Source organism: Henriciella marina DSM 19595 (genome assembly GCF_000376805.1).
In the GTDB taxonomy this organism is placed as follows: domain Bacteria; phylum Pseudomonadota; class Alphaproteobacteria; order Caulobacterales; family Hyphomonadaceae; genus Henriciella; species Henriciella marina.
Genome location: NZ_AQXT01000002.1, coordinates 899,068 through 912,666, shown reverse-complemented (window position 1 = coordinate 912,666; position 13,599 = coordinate 899,068). Strand labels below are relative to the sequence as shown.

The 13,599-nt window shown below is 59.9% G+C and carries 13 protein-coding genes; 8 read left to right on the top strand and 5 right to left on the bottom strand.

Annotation, left to right across the window (positions count from 1 at the left end; genetic code table 11):
• The 6 genes from F550_RS0104585 to recO are packed head-to-tail and all read left to right on the top strand — an operon-like array spanning window position 1 to window position 5,691.
• Window positions 1-2,244: a RelA/SpoT family protein gene (locus F550_RS0104585; RefSeq protein WP_156807819.1), complete on the top strand. Its 2,244-nt coding sequence runs from the start codon at window positions 1-3 to the stop codon at window positions 2,242-2,244.
• Window positions 2,241-2,822, top strand: a complete 582-nt coding sequence (gene pyrE / locus F550_RS0104580) for an orotate phosphoribosyltransferase (protein ID WP_018147351.1) — start codon at window positions 2,241-2,243, stop codon at window positions 2,820-2,822. Before F550_RS0104585 ends, pyrE begins: the two co-directional genes overlap by 4 nt.
• Before the next feature lie 14 nt (window positions 2,823-2,836).
• Entirely contained in the window at window positions 2,837-3,250 is a 414-nt protein-coding gene (acpS, locus tag F550_RS0104575) for a holo-ACP synthase (protein WP_018147350.1), read from the top strand.
• Window positions 3,247-4,017, top strand: coding sequence for a ribonuclease III (gene rnc / locus F550_RS16860; protein WP_018147349.1), 771 nt, complete (start codon window positions 3,247-3,249; stop codon window positions 4,015-4,017). The genes acpS and rnc overlap by 4 nt, the downstream gene beginning before the upstream one ends.
• Window positions 4,007-4,954: a GTPase Era gene (gene era, locus F550_RS0104565; protein ID WP_018147348.1), complete on the top strand. Its 948-nt coding sequence runs from the start codon at window positions 4,007-4,009 to the stop codon at window positions 4,952-4,954. Before rnc ends, era begins: the two co-directional genes overlap by 11 nt.
• Window positions 4,954-5,691, top strand: coding sequence for a DNA repair protein RecO (recO, locus tag F550_RS0104560; protein WP_018147347.1), 738 nt, complete (start codon window positions 4,954-4,956; stop codon window positions 5,689-5,691). Before era ends, recO begins: the two co-directional genes overlap by 1 nt.
• Here the strand turns inward: recO and F550_RS0104555 are convergent.
• On the bottom strand, window positions 5,688-6,386 hold the full coding sequence (locus tag F550_RS0104555) for an extensin-like domain-containing protein (protein WP_018147346.1): 699 nt from the start codon (window positions 6,384-6,386) through the stop codon (window positions 5,688-5,690). The two genes, recO and F550_RS0104555, sit on opposite strands and share 4 nt — an antisense overlap.
• Before the next feature lie 79 nt (window positions 6,387-6,465).
• On the opposite strand from F550_RS0104555, the gene parC reads away from it, so the two are divergent.
• A complete protein-coding gene (parC, locus tag F550_RS0104550) occupies window positions 6,466-8,700 on the top strand; it encodes a DNA topoisomerase IV subunit A (protein WP_018147345.1) in 2,235 nt (744 codons plus the stop codon).
• A 65-nt stretch (window positions 8,701-8,765) separates the two neighbouring features.
• Window positions 8,766-9,326 carry a LemA family protein gene (locus F550_RS0104545; RefSeq protein WP_018147344.1) on the top strand — a complete coding sequence of 187 codons (561 nt, stop codon included), beginning with the start codon at window positions 8,766-8,768 and terminating at the stop codon, window positions 9,324-9,326.
• 80 nt (window positions 9,327-9,406) lie between these two features.
• Here F550_RS0104545 and F550_RS0104540 read toward each other — a convergent pair whose 3' ends face one another.
• The 4 genes from F550_RS0104540 to F550_RS0104525 are packed head-to-tail and all read right to left on the bottom strand — an operon-like array spanning window position 9,407 to window position 13,592.
• The gene (locus F550_RS0104540) at window positions 9,407-10,987 is read right to left on the bottom strand and encodes a TRAP transporter large permease (RefSeq protein WP_018147343.1); all 1,581 of its coding nucleotides are present in this window, start codon (window positions 10,985-10,987) and stop codon (window positions 9,407-9,409) included.
• Window positions 10,977-11,642, bottom strand: a complete 666-nt coding sequence (locus tag F550_RS0104535) for a TRAP transporter small permease subunit (RefSeq protein WP_018147342.1) — start codon at window positions 11,640-11,642, stop codon at window positions 10,977-10,979. The genes F550_RS0104540 and F550_RS0104535 overlap by 11 nt, the downstream gene beginning before the upstream one ends.
• A 9-nt stretch (window positions 11,643-11,651) precedes the next feature.
• Complete coding sequence (locus F550_RS0104530; RefSeq protein ID WP_018147341.1) at window positions 11,652-12,773, bottom strand: TRAP transporter substrate-binding protein; 1,122 nt, start codon at window positions 12,771-12,773, stop codon at window positions 11,652-11,654.
• A gap of 54 nt (window positions 12,774-12,827) precedes the next feature.
• Window positions 12,828-13,592 carry an arginyltransferase gene (locus F550_RS0104525; RefSeq protein WP_018147340.1) on the bottom strand — a complete coding sequence of 255 codons (765 nt, stop codon included), beginning with the start codon at window positions 13,590-13,592 and terminating at the stop codon, window positions 12,828-12,830.
• Between the last annotated feature and the right edge of the window lie 7 nt (window positions 13,593-13,599).

Below are 13,599 nucleotides of genomic sequence, written 5' to 3'. Positions count from 1 at the left end.
ATGGAGAGTGCGACCGTACCTCAAACTGACCGGTCGCCCGCGAATATGGAGCGGCGCGAGGCGGGAGCCCGCGTCTCCATTCCAGCACGCGAAGACCTGATTGAGGCGGTTCGCGCCTATTATCCTGAAGTGGATTCTGCAAGGCTTGGGCAAGCCTATGATTTTGCTAAGGAAAAGCACGGCGAACAACTTCGAAAATCCGGCGACCCCTACTATTCGCACCCGGTTCAGGTTGCGATGCTTCTGGCTTATCTGCAGCTCGACCAGTGCACGATCATGGCGGGTCTGCTGCACGACACGGTCGAGGATTGCGAAGTTTCCCTGGATGAGATCGAAGCGAGGTTTGGCGATGACGTCGCCGAGCTGGTCGATGGCGTCACGAAGCTCGGCAAGCTTGATTACAAGTCGGAGAAATCCAAACAGGCCGAGAACTTCCAGAAGTTCATACTGGCGACCGTTCAAGATATCCGGGTCCTGCTCGTAAAACTCGCCGACCGGCTGCACAATATGCGCACCTTGCACTTTGTGCCGAAGGAAGAGTCCCGCCGCAGGATCGCTGGGGAAACGCTAGAGATCTATGCGCCGCTCGCGCGTCGTGTGGGGCTTTACCACGTGGCTTCCGAACTCGAAGATCTTGGCTTCCATCATATCAATCCGGCCGCGCGCGATAGCATCGTCGACAAGCTCGAAGAGCTTATGTCCGTAAATGCTGATGATCTTGAGCGCATCCGTTTTGCAATCAAGCAGATCGTTGCCGAACATGGCATTACCGCTCGCATAAAAGGGCGCCGCAAGCAGCCTTACTCAATCTGGCGTAAGCTCGAGCGCAAATCGATTTCCTTCAGGGGCGTCGCCGATATCTTTGGCTTCCGCGTGATCGTGAGCGACGTCAGCGAGTGTTACCGCTTGCTCGGGGCGTTCCATACGGTCTGGGCCTGCCTTCCCGACAGGTTCAGGGACTTTATTTCCGTGCCCAAGCCAAACGGCTATGCGTCGCTCCACACAACGGTTCGCGCATCGGGTAACCGCCTCGTCGAGTTGCAGATCCGCACCGAAGAAATGGACCGCACCGCCGAGCACGGGGTTGCGGCACACTGGACTTACAAGAACAGCGAATACGGGTTCGACCTTGAGTCCTCGAAGGCTGCAGGTCTAGACCCGAGCATGAACCTTCGCGCCTTCGGTGAATTGCTCGCCGACGGCGCAGAGCCCGATGAATTCCTCGAGCACGCCAAGCTCGAAATGTACCGCGAGCATGTTTTCGTGTTCACGCCGAAAGGACGTCTCATCATTTTGCCGAGCGGGGCAATGCCGCTCGATTTCGCTTATGCCGTTCACACGGCTGTGGGTGACACATGTGACGGTGTGAAGGTCAATGGTGTTGATCGTACGCTTCGTACACCACTCAAGAATGGTGATGTCGTGGAAATCCTGAGGCGACCTGAATCGCGCCCCGTCGTCGGCTGGGAAGCACTGACGGTGACGGGTAGGGCACGGTCTGCGATCCGCCGCCTCATCCGCGGACGAGAACAGATCGAGTTTGTTAAGCTTGGCCGCGCGCTGATGGACCGTGATTTGAGGCGGGCAGGGATCGACCCGATCGAGATCGACATGCCCCGCATTGCGCGCCGCGCATCGTATGAGACCGCAGAAGACCTCGCAGAGGCGATCGGCCGTGGACGTTATGAGACGGCCGAGTTCATCCGAACCGCTTTTCCAGGCCACGAGCCGTCGCAGGCGGTGCTGACAGATCGCACGCTCATAGATGACATGCATGCCAGCCAGATGATTGCGGGCGAGGACCTGACACCAGGCGTGACCCTTCATCTTGGTGAATGCTGCCACCCCATTCCGGGTGACCGCATCATTGGTCTGAGAGAGCCCGAAAAAGGTCTCGTCATCCACACGATCTTCTGCCGTCAGGTCGCCGCCTATGAAGACCGGCCCGATCTCTGGGTCGACCTTCGCTGGAATGAAGTTGCCAAGCAGGGCGTGGTGGCTGTGGGCCGGATCGGTGTGCTTGCGGTGAACAAGCCGGGCGTCATGGCGCTGCAGTGTTCGGCGGTCGCGCAGGCAGGGGGCAATATCACACGCGTCGAGACAGGTGAACGGGCCGCTGATTTTCTTCAGCTGATCTTCGATATCGAGGTTGAGGACTTGCGTCATCTCGAGCACATAAGGGCCGCATTGCGCGCGCTCGCCGTCGTGGAGAGCGTCGAGCGGATTGAGGAGACGACCAATTGACCAATGATGATGTGCTCGACTGTTTCCGCGAAGCTGGCGCATTGCTCGAAGGTCATTTCATTCTCTCATCGGGGCGCCGCAGTCCCGTTTTTCTCCAGAAGGCGCTTGTCTTCTCACAGCCAGAGCTCGCCGAGCGACTGTGCAACGCGCTGGCAGACAAGGTCACCGAAAAGTTCGGCAGGATAGACGTAGTGGCCGGACCTGCCGTTGGCGGGATCATTCCCGGGTACGAGCTTGCCCGCCAACTTGGCTGCCGCTCCATCTTTGCAGAGCGCGTCGATGGGGAGCTGCAGTTCCGGCGGGGTTTTTCCATTGCTGAGGGCGAGCGTATCCTGATTGCCGAAGATATTGTCACAACGGGCCTCTCTTTCCGTGAGACCGTTGTCGCGCTCGGCAAACTTCCGGGAGAGATTGTCGGCGGCTCCTGCGTCATCGACCGCTCCAATGGCCGCGCCGATGTCGGCTGCGAGCTTGTCTCACTCGCCCGTGTTGATTTTCCAGACTACGATCCGGAAGACCTGCCTGACGACCTCAAGGCTATCCCTGCCGTGAAGCCCGGCAGCCGCGGCCTCGTCTGAAGGAGCGCTCGGTCATGATCATCGGAATGGGCAATGATCTCTGCAATATCGAGCGGATCGAGAAGTCGATCGCCCGGTTCGGGGACCGGTTCAAGCAACGCTGCTTTACCGAGACCGAGATCGCCCTCGCTGAGCGCCGACGCCGCTCGGCCGAAACCTATGCAAAGCGTTTCGCCGCAAAGGAAGCCTGCGCGAAGGCACTTGGCACCGGCGTGCCCCGTCGCGGCGTCCACTGGAAACATATGGGCGTGGTGAACCTGAGGACGGGCAAGCCGACCATGGCCCTTACGGGCGGGGCCGCCGTGCGGCTTGCTGAAATGATGCCGGACGGACACGAGGCGCTCATTCATCTGACCATTACAGATGATCATCCATGGGCGTCGGCTGTTGTCATTATTGAGGCGCTGCCTGTACAAGCGCGCTCATGAAACCGGCCCGCCCGAAACGTACGCGCCTCCGCGCATCCGGCAAGACGCTGAAACGCAAGCGTCCAGAGCTATCGCCGGAAGATCGAACAGCGCTCGAAGGCCGGCTCGGCTATACGTTCAAGACGGTTGAATGGCTGCACCGCGCGCTGACGCATCCAAGCCTCATCGACAATTACGACGGCGATGCGCAGTTCTCGAACCAGCGCCTGGAATTCCTTGGTGACCGCGTTCTTGGCCTGATCATGGCCGAGATGCTGATCGCAAAATTCCCGTCCGAGCGCGAGGGCTATCTCACCCGTCTTTTCCACCAGCTCGTCAGCGGTGAAGCCTGCGCCGAAGTCGGTGAAGCGATTGGCCTCCGTCCCTTCATCTTTCTCGATGCGTCGATGGAGAACAATAAGCGTGGCAGTTACGACAAGAGTGTTGCCGACGCGATTGAGGCGATCGTCGCGGCCATCTACCGCGACGGCGGACTGGAAGCGGCGCGAACCTTTATCAGCCGTCACTGGATGATGGAGCTTGTGGACCGTGAGCTCTCGCAGCAGAACCCGAAAACAAGACTGAGTGACTGGTGTGGCGCAAACCGCGCACCTTATGCGACTTATGATATCATAGAGCGATCTGGCCCGGACCACGAGCCGGTGTTTCTGGTCCAGGCGAAGGTCGAAGGTCATGGGCAGGCCACCGACAAGGGCCGATCGAGGCAGGAAGCTGAAATGGCTGCGGCCGACCGTTTATTGAAGGATCTTATCCGCAATGCAGGCTGAGGATATCAAGCGCGCTGGCTTTGTTGCCATCATTGGCGCACCGAATGCGGGCAAGTCCACGTTGACCAATGCCATGGTCGGCACCAAGGTCGCGATCGTGACCCACAAGGTTCAGACGACCCGGTTTCCGGTGCGCGGCGTAGCCCATCAGGATGACGCCCAGATCGTGATCGTCGATACGCCCGGTATCTTCGGAGCAAAGAAACGGCTTGACCGCGCCATGGTAAAGTCTGCCTGGACAGGCGCCGAGGATGCCGATGCCGTCGTGCACCTGATTGATGCGGCTGCATGGATCGCAGAACGAAAAGGCAAGGCGGCGCCAGCTCAGATCAAATCTGTCGAAGACGACCGCGATGTCATCCGCACGCTGAAGCGCAATGAGCGCAAGGTCATCCTCGCGCTCAACAAGATCGATCTCTTCCCTCACGATGAGGTCCTTCCGCTGATCTCTACATTCAACGAAGAGGGCGCCTATAACGACGTCTTCATGATCTCCGCAGAAAACGGCGATGGTCTCGACACGCTGATGGCGCATCTCGCCTCGAAGATGCCGGAAGGCCCGGCCATGTTCCCGCCAGAACAGTCTGCCGATATTCCGATGCGCCTGCTTGCCGCCGAGATCACGCGCGAGAAGCTGATGCTGCGCCTGCACGAAGAGCTGCCCTATCAGCTCACCGTGGAGACCGAGACCTGGGAAGATTTCCAGAACGGCGACATCCGGATCGAGCAGAAAGTGATCGTTGGCCGCGACAATCACAAATCCATGGTGCTCGGCAAGAATGGCCAGACCATCAAATGGGTCAGCAGGGCCGCACGCGAAGAGCTGGGTGCGCTGCTGGGCACACGCGTGCATCTCTTCCTTTTCGTGAAGGTCGACGAGAAGTGGCAGGAACGGCGCGAAAGCTACGCGCATCTCGGACTGGAGTTCGATAGCTGATGCAATGGCGCGATGAGGGCCTTGTCCTCGGCGGCCGTAAATTCGGCGAAAGCGGCTTGATCCTTGATGTCCTGACGCGCGAACGTGGACGCCGCTCTGGCCTTGTGTATGGCGGCGCGTCCAGAAAGAAGCGGGCCCAGTATGAGCCCGGCAATACGGTCGATCTTTCCTGGTCTGGCCGTCTCGAAGAACAACTTGGCCGGTTCGATGTCGCTGAAAGTACGCGCCAGCGCGCCTCGCGCCTCATAGATCTGCCGCTCGCCCTCAATGCTGTTGCCTCTGTCTGCGCATTGCTTCGCGGCGCGCTCAATGAGGGCGATCATGCAGGCTCGGCGCTCTTTGATGCGAGTGAACTTCTGCTCGACCAGCTGGATCAGCCCGATGTCTGGCCCGCGCTCTATGTGCGGTGGGAGCTGGGATTGCTGGCGGCGCTCGGCTTCGGCCTCGACCTCGATGCCTGCGCGGTAAGCGGGGCCAATGATGGCCTCACCCATGTATCTCCAAGGACAGGCCGCGCGGTGAAGGGCTCTGAAGCCGAAGACTATGTCGACAGGCTATTCGTCCTGCCCAACTTCCTCACCGATACGCAAGCGCCGGCCGGCCCAGTCGATATCTCACAAGGTCTTGAGTTGACGGGACATTTCATTGAGCGGCGCCTGTTTTACGCCATGAACCGCGACCTGCCTGAAGCGCGGCGACGCCTGGCCGCCAAGCTTGCCCCGCGCGGCCCCGCCTAGCGACAGATGCTCGACCCGCCCATGTCGAAGTGAAAGTGATCGGCGTGCGCGGCGTTATAGTCCGGCCCCAGGACGACCGAGAAAAGCTGGCAGGCGCCGCCATGGACCTCATCCAGAAACTCACCGAATTCTCCGTCCTCACGCCAATGCTGGCGTACATCGATGACGCGGCCGTCCGCCAGACGAAAGCCTTGGATATCGATGGCATTGGCTTTCCCGTGTTCGCTGAGATTGCTGGAGCCGGCGATATTGCGGCACGAAAATGAACCATAGGAGAGGATGCGGTCGACCTCTTCGCCGAGAATAGCCTCTGCGGCTGGCGCGACCACTTCCTGCTCCCACACGAAGAGAGAGGCCGTCGTTGCGCATGTCATTTTCAGCGGTGCCACGGAATAGGGGTAGTTCGACTGGTCGAGGGTGAGCGGGCGTTCAAGCGGACAGCGCTCCGTGCCGCTGTCATCGGACAGGGCAGTATATTCCACCGAGGCCCGGTCGAGCAGGCTGTAGCACTGATCGAAATCGCTCTTCAGCCGGGAGAGTTTCAGCGGGGTCGCCAAGCCGATCGGGTCCGTCAGACTTAGCGGGCGAAGCGGGTTGTGCTGCACAGGCACGTATGCATTGAAGGCAATCGCAGCCAGAAGCAGTGCCGCAACGACACCAACCTGTTTAATACCCCGCTCAAGCGTGCTGATCATTTCTTATAATCGTCCGTCATTCTGATAGACTCGTGGCTTGAGCCTGATTCCTCCACAGGCTGAGCCCGAAGGAGCAAATATGTCCGACCTTCTGGACCCCGAAGATGGCAAGATCATCAATGAGCCGCTGAGTGAAGCCCTCACCAAGCGCTACCTTGCCTATGCTTTGTCGACCATTACCTCGCGCGCGCTTCCTGATGTGCGCGATGGCCTGAAACCTGTCCAGCGCCGCATCCTTTACGGCATGCGCGAACTTAAGCTCGATCCAGACTCCGGCTACCGCAAATGTGCGAAAATCGTCGGTGACGTGATGGGTAACTTCCACCCGCACGGCGACAGCGCGATTTACGATACGCTTGTCAGGCTCGCCCAGAATTTCTCTGTTCGCTATCCGCTTGTCGATGGTCAGGGCAATTTCGGCAACATCGACGGCGATAATGCGGCCGCCTACCGTTACACCGAAGCCCGGATGACCGAAGCGGCCAAGCTCCTCCTGGAGGGGCTGAATGAGGACGCAGTCGACTTCAAGGACAACTATTCGGAAACCGAGCGCGAGCCAGTTGTGCTCCCGGCCGGCTATCCGAACCTGCTGGCCAATGGCGCAACAGGCATCGCTGTCGGCATGGCGACGTCCATCCCACCGCACAACGTCGCCGAAGTCATCGACGCCGCGCTCCTGCTCATCGACGACCGCGACACGCCGCTCACTGAACTGATGAATGTCATGCCGGGGCCGGACTTTCCGACGGGCGGCGTCATCGTCGAACCGCGCAGTGCCATTCGCGAAGCCTATGAGACGGGCCGGGGCGGTTTCCGCATGCGCGCGCGCTGGTCGGTCGAGGATCTTGGTCGGGGCACCTGGCAGATCGTCGTCACCGAAATACCCTATCAGGTCCAGAAATCACGTCTGATCGAAAAGCTCGCTGAGTTGCTCGACACCAAGAAGGTGCCGCTTCTCAGCGATGTTCGCGACGAAAGCGCCGAGGACATCCGCGTCGTTCTCGAACCACGCGCCAAGACGGTCGACCCGGACGTTCTGATGGAGAGCCTGTTCAAGCTCTGCGATCTGGAGTCGCGCTTCTCCATGAACATGAACGTGCTCGACCGGGGCGCGCCGAAGGTGATGAGCCTTCGCGAGGTCATCATTGCCTATCTCGACCACCGCCGCGAAGTCGTGGTTCGCCGGGCAAAGTTCCGTCTCGACAAGATCGAGAAGCGTCTGCACCTGCTTGAAGGCTATCTGATTGCCTACCTCAATATCGATGAGGTGATCCGCATCATCCGCGAGGAGGATGAGCCCAAGAAGGAGCTGATGCAGCGCTTCAAGCTTACGGATACGCAGGCAGAAGCGGTTCTGAACCTTCGCCTGCGGGCCCTCCGCAAGCTCGAAGAGATGCAGATCAAGACCGAGCATGATGAACTCCTGGCAGAGCAAGCCGATATCGAATCGCTGATAGGCTCGCCCCGCCGCCAGTGGACCAAGGTCGGCAAGGAGCTGAAAGACGCGCGCAAGATCTTCGGGCCCGAAACAGAAATCGGTCGCCGCCGCTCAACCTTTGAAGATGCGCCGGAGATCGATCTCTCCGCCGCGCTCGAAGCTTCGACGCCGAAGGAGCCGGTGACGGTCGTCCTTTCATCGATGGGCTGGATCCGCGGCATGAAGGGGCATGGCCTCGACCTTGAAACGACCAAGTTCAAGGAAGGCGACAGCCTCTATCTCAGCGAAGAGGTCCAGACGACGGACAAGATCGTGCTACTGGCGAGCGATGGCCGGGCGTTCACGCTCACCTGCGACAAGCTCCCGGGTGGACGCGGCCATGGAGAGCCAATTCGCCTGTCCATCGATCTGGAAGACAATATCGAGATCATCTCCATGTTCCGGCTGGACGGTAACCGAAAACGCCTGATGGCGTCCGATATCGGCTATGGCTTCATCGTGCCTGAGAGCGAGCTGGAGTCGAACCGCAAGGCCGGCAAATCGGTCGTGAACACGGGCGGCGGCAACCTCCTGATCAGTCATGTGGTTGATGGCGACCAGATCGCTGTCATCGGTAGCAACAAGAAGCTTCTCATCTTCCCGATTGAAGAGCTGCCGGAAATGCCGCGCGGCAAGGGCGTGAAGCTGCAGGCCTATCGCGGCAAGGACAAACTGGCGGATGCCATGACGTTCAAGGCCGAGGAGGGGTTTGCGGTCAAAGATGCAGCCGGCCGTTCGCGCACCTTCCCGGAATGGGAAGAATGGATCGGCAAACGGGCACAGGCCGGCAAGGCGGCGCCGCGCGGCTTTCCGAAGTCAGGCACGTTTACGGGTTAGCTTGTCATGCTGAACAGGCAGGACTACTGATCTGTTCGGAACTTAATTGGAGGTGAGGGACCGCCATGACATTTCTATATATTCTCATAGGCGCGATGGCGATCCTGGTCGTCTTCCTGATCGGCATCTACAACTCGCTCGTCGCCAAGCGGCAGCGCTGCAATCAGGCCTTCGCTGACATCGATGTGCAGCTGAAGCAGCGCCAGAACCTGATCCCCAATCTGGTGGAGACGGTCAAAGGCTATGCCAGCCATGAGCGGGAAACGCTCGATGCCGTTGTGCAGGCAAGAAATTCAGCCGTTGCCGCCCAGTCGCCGGGTGAAATGGCGCAGGCCGAAGGCATGCTTACCGGTGCCCTCGGACGGCTCTTCGCCCTGTCCGAAGCCTATCCCGATCTGAAGGCGAATGAGAATTTCAAGGACCTGCAGGACGAGCTTTCGGTCATCGAAGACAAGCTTGCTGCCGCTCGCCGTTTCTACAACGCTGCCGTGCAGGACTATAACACGTCGCGCGAACAGTTTCCGAACTCCATCGTGGCCGGTATGTTCAACTTCGAGGAACGCGAATTCTTCGACCTGGGCGGCGACCGCACGGCGCTTTCAAACGTTCCGGAAGTTAAATTCTAGCGTTTTAGCGCTTCAGATCTGAATCTAAGTCCCGGTCTTTCGTCACTGAAAGATCGGGACTTTTTCGTTTCGGATCAGTTTTAGTCAGACTGAAGCGACGGGAGCCAGGTCGCAAGCTCCGGCAGGAAGGCGACAGCCAGGATCATCATGATCTGAAGCCCGATAAAGGGCAGGGCGCCTTGCCAGATTTCGATCGTCTTGACGTTGTCCGGTGCCGCGCCTCGAAGATAGAAGAGCGCAAAGCCGAAGGGCGGCGTCAGGAAACTGGTCTGCAGGTTCAGCGCCATCAGAATGGCGAGCCAGACAGGGTCAAACCCCATAATAATCAGCGGCGGCGTCACCAGCGGCACGACCACGAAGACGATCTCGATGAAGTCGAGGAAGAAGCCGAGCACGAACATGACCAGCATGGCGCCGATCAGCGCGCCCCAACGACCGCCGGGTATGGCCTGAAGCAGGTCGGCAACCATGTCGTCGCCGCCGAATCCCCGGAAGACGAGCGAGAAAAGCGATGCCCCAATAAGGATCAGAAAGACCATCGCCGTGATGTGGACGCCGCTTTTCAGGGCAAGTGACAGAAATCCCCGCCGATGAAGAATGACCATGCCTGCGGCGATACCGGCAAGAAACACAGCTGCCGCCGCCACGATAAGACCGATGCCGACAAGGGTGATCCCGTCTGTCGATGCGACCCCAAGGCGGAGGTCCATGATGTTTCGGATAAAGAGTATGACCAGAAGGGCCGCAAAGGCGGCAGCAATGATCCGCACAAGCATCCGGTCGGAAGGTTCGGCGAGGCGCAGGCCCGCCAGCAACAGGGCGCCGCCAACGCCAATGGAGGCAGCTTCTGTCGGAGTTGCGATACCGGACAGGATGGCACCAAGCACGGCGATGATCAGGAAGAGCGGTGCCCCAAGCCCGAACGCGATTTCCTTCGCGGTCAATGGCGGGCTGGTATCGTCGACAACAGGCGGGCAGCTATCGGGTTTGAACATGGCCATGATCGTGATCCAGCCGAGATAGAGCCCAACCAGTATCAGGCCCGGTATCAACGCACCGGCGAAGAGGTCGCCGACGGAGACCACAAAGCTGCCGACGCCCATCTCGTTGGCGGCCTGGCTGGCAGCGTTCGAGACCGCATCTGCGAGCAGGATAAGGACAATGCTCGGCGGAATGATCTGGCCGAGCGTGCCTGACGCGGCGATTGTGCCCGTGGCGAGTTTCGGGTCGTATTTCTGCGCCAGCATGGTCGGCAGTGCGATCAGCGTCATCGTGATGACCGTCGCCCCGACAATGCCGGTTGAGGCCGCCAGCAAGGCGCCGACAAGCACGACGGCATAGCCAAGCCCGCCGCGAACGCGTCCGAGCAGGCGGCCGGCAATATGAAGCAGATCCTCAGCCACGCGCGAGCGCTCCAGGATGACGCCCATAAGTACAAAGAGCGGAACGGCGACCAGCGTTTCGTTCTGCATGATGGAGCCGCCCTGGATACGGCTTGGCAGGGAAAGCAGCAGCGGCTCTGGGAATACCCCGAAGGCGATCCCGATGAGGGCAAAGAGAAGTGCGACGCCGCCAAGGGTGAGCGCAACTGGATAGCCGGCAAGCAGCGCGCCAATCGCCGTCAGGAACATCGCAAGCGCAAGCAGGAGTTCAAGCTCCATAATGGCGCTCCTGAGGTGTCATCTCGTCTTTCGCGCTGCCGAAGCCGGTAAGGCCAAGCGCTGCTTTCAGCGCGACCGAGAGGCCAGCGACGATCATCAAAACCGCGAAAATCGGCACCAGCGTCTTGAACAGGAATAGAAGTGGCAGTCCGTCGCTTTCGCGTGAGCCCTCGAGCAATGACCAGGTACGCGTTAGACCCTGCTCGCCTGTGGTAAGCAGACGAATACAGATCGGGAAGAGGAAGAGATATGTCCCGGCAAGCTCGACCCAGTGGCGGCCCGCTTCGCCAAACCGTGGGCGCAGAATGTCGACGCGGACGTGGGTGTCATCGCGCAAAGCGCTGGCCGCGCCGAGCATGAACATGGCCGCAAAGGCATAGATGACCGTCTCAGACAGCCATGTTGCGGTTAGAGCGAGCGCATAACTGCCGATCACCACGATGAGCTGCAGCATGAAAAGCAGAATTGCGGCCAGCATGGCGGCGCGCAGCGACCAGTCCAGTGACCTGTCGAGCCCATTCGCCAGCGTCTGGCCCGCCCCGTGTAGAGGGCGGGGAATGATCAGGATCAGAAGTGGCAACAGTAGAAGCGGCGAGGCCACCAGACCGATCCACTTCAGGAAGCTACCGATCGTCAGGAAGACTTGCGGGTCCATGATGGGGGCCTAGTCTCGGCTCTTACGGCCAAGGGCCCGGGCAGCATAATAAGGCCCGTCGGACACGGCGGCCCAGCCTGCCATTGTTTTTAGGCCCGCCTCAAAGCTCTCATAGATGCGTTTCTCGATGCCATCGCGGCCTGAGGCGTAACGTACGTCGCGCGCGGCCTCTGACATGGCGGTGACGACCTCATCCGGGAATGACCGAAGCTGGACGCCATGCTCCCGGACGAGCAGGTCGAGATAGACAGAGTTCTGATAGGTGAACTCACCGAGCGATGTGTGATTGACGGACTCGCACGCCGCCTTGATCAGCGCCTGCTCACCTTCGCTCATGCCTTCCCAGAGCTTCAGATTGATGCCGACGGCAAGGCTCGCCCCAGGCTCATGGAAGCCAGGCCCGTAGTAATAAGGGGCCTCGCGATAGAAGCCGAGCGAATAGTCATTCCAGGGCCCGACCCATTCGGTCGCATCGATATTGCCCGTCTGGAGCGCCTGATAGATCTCGCCGCCGGGCAGTGATTTGGCCGACCCGCCAAGCGCGCGCAGCACGTCGCCGCCCTGGCCAGGGATACGCATCTGAAGCCCGACAAGGTCATCGAGGCTGGTGATCTCACGCCGGAACCAGCCGCCCATCTGGTGGCCCGTATTGGCCCCCTGAAGCGGTTTGATGCCGAAGCCAGCCGACAGCTCATCCCAGAGGGCCTGACCGCCGCCGAAATCAATCCAGCCCATGATCTCCTGTGCCGTCATGCCGAATGGCACGGCGGTAAAGAACGGATAGGCGGTCGACTTGGCGGTCCAGTAATATTCTGCGCCGTGATACATGTCGGCAGAGCCGTTCGCGACAGCGTCGAAGCTCTCGAAGGGTGGAACAAGCTCTCCGGCGGCGTAAACTTTAACTTCGATCAAGCCTTCGGACATAGAGAAAATACGTTCCGCCACACGCTCTGCAGCACGCCCGAGACCGGGCAGGCCCTTGGGCCATGTCGTCACCATGTTGAGGCGCCGGCGGTTACGGCTGATTGATGGCGCGGCGAGATTTGCCGCACCTTCCGGATTGCCGAACGAAGCGGCAGCGCCGCCTATGCCAAGAAGACCTGCGCCAAGCAGGTTGCGTCTGCGTATCATATCCTCCCCCGGATCCCGCGGATCGCCCGGCCTCCCCCTCAGAAGGGCCGGGTTCTATTCAGTCTCTTGAAGCGGACGCCAGACCGGGCCGTCAAGCACTTCCAGCGGCTGGAAGCGGCGTTTGTAGTCCATCTTCGGGCTCTGCTTGATCCAGTAGCCAAGATAGACATGCGGCAGGCCATAGTCTTCCGCGCTCCGGATATGATCGAGGATCAGATAGGTTCCGAGGCTGCGTTTTGGCTGGCGGGTATCAAAGAAGGTGTAGACCATCGAGAAGCCATCGCGCAGTACATCGGTCAGAGACACAGCAATCAGCGGCGCGTCTTCCTCGGGTCCTTCGCGATATTCGAACATCAGCGTCTGGACGGGGGTCTCGTTCACCATGCCGGCAAATTCACGGAAGCCCATATCGGACATGCCGCCGCCTTCATGGCGGGTCACCAGATAGCGTTTGAGAAGCCGGTATTGCTCCCGCGTGGCTTTCGGCGCGACGGGACGGCGCACAAGATCACTATTCTTGCGCAGGATACGCGACTGGTTGCGGCTGGGTAAGAATTTCGACGCGTCGACGCGCACACTCCGGCAGGCATTGCAGGACGGGCAGGCCGGACGATAGGCGACAGACTGGCTGCGCCGGAAGCCGGACTCGCTCAGCTGGTTGTGAAGCGCGTCTGGGGACGCCTGATTGAGATGTGTGAAAGCCTTCCGCTCCATCTGGCCATCCAGATAGGGGCAGGGTGTGGCGCCCGTGACATAGAAACGAAGTCCGCGTCCGACGCCCGGTACGGTAAATAGCGACTCATCAAGTTTCATCGTCATCGATTAA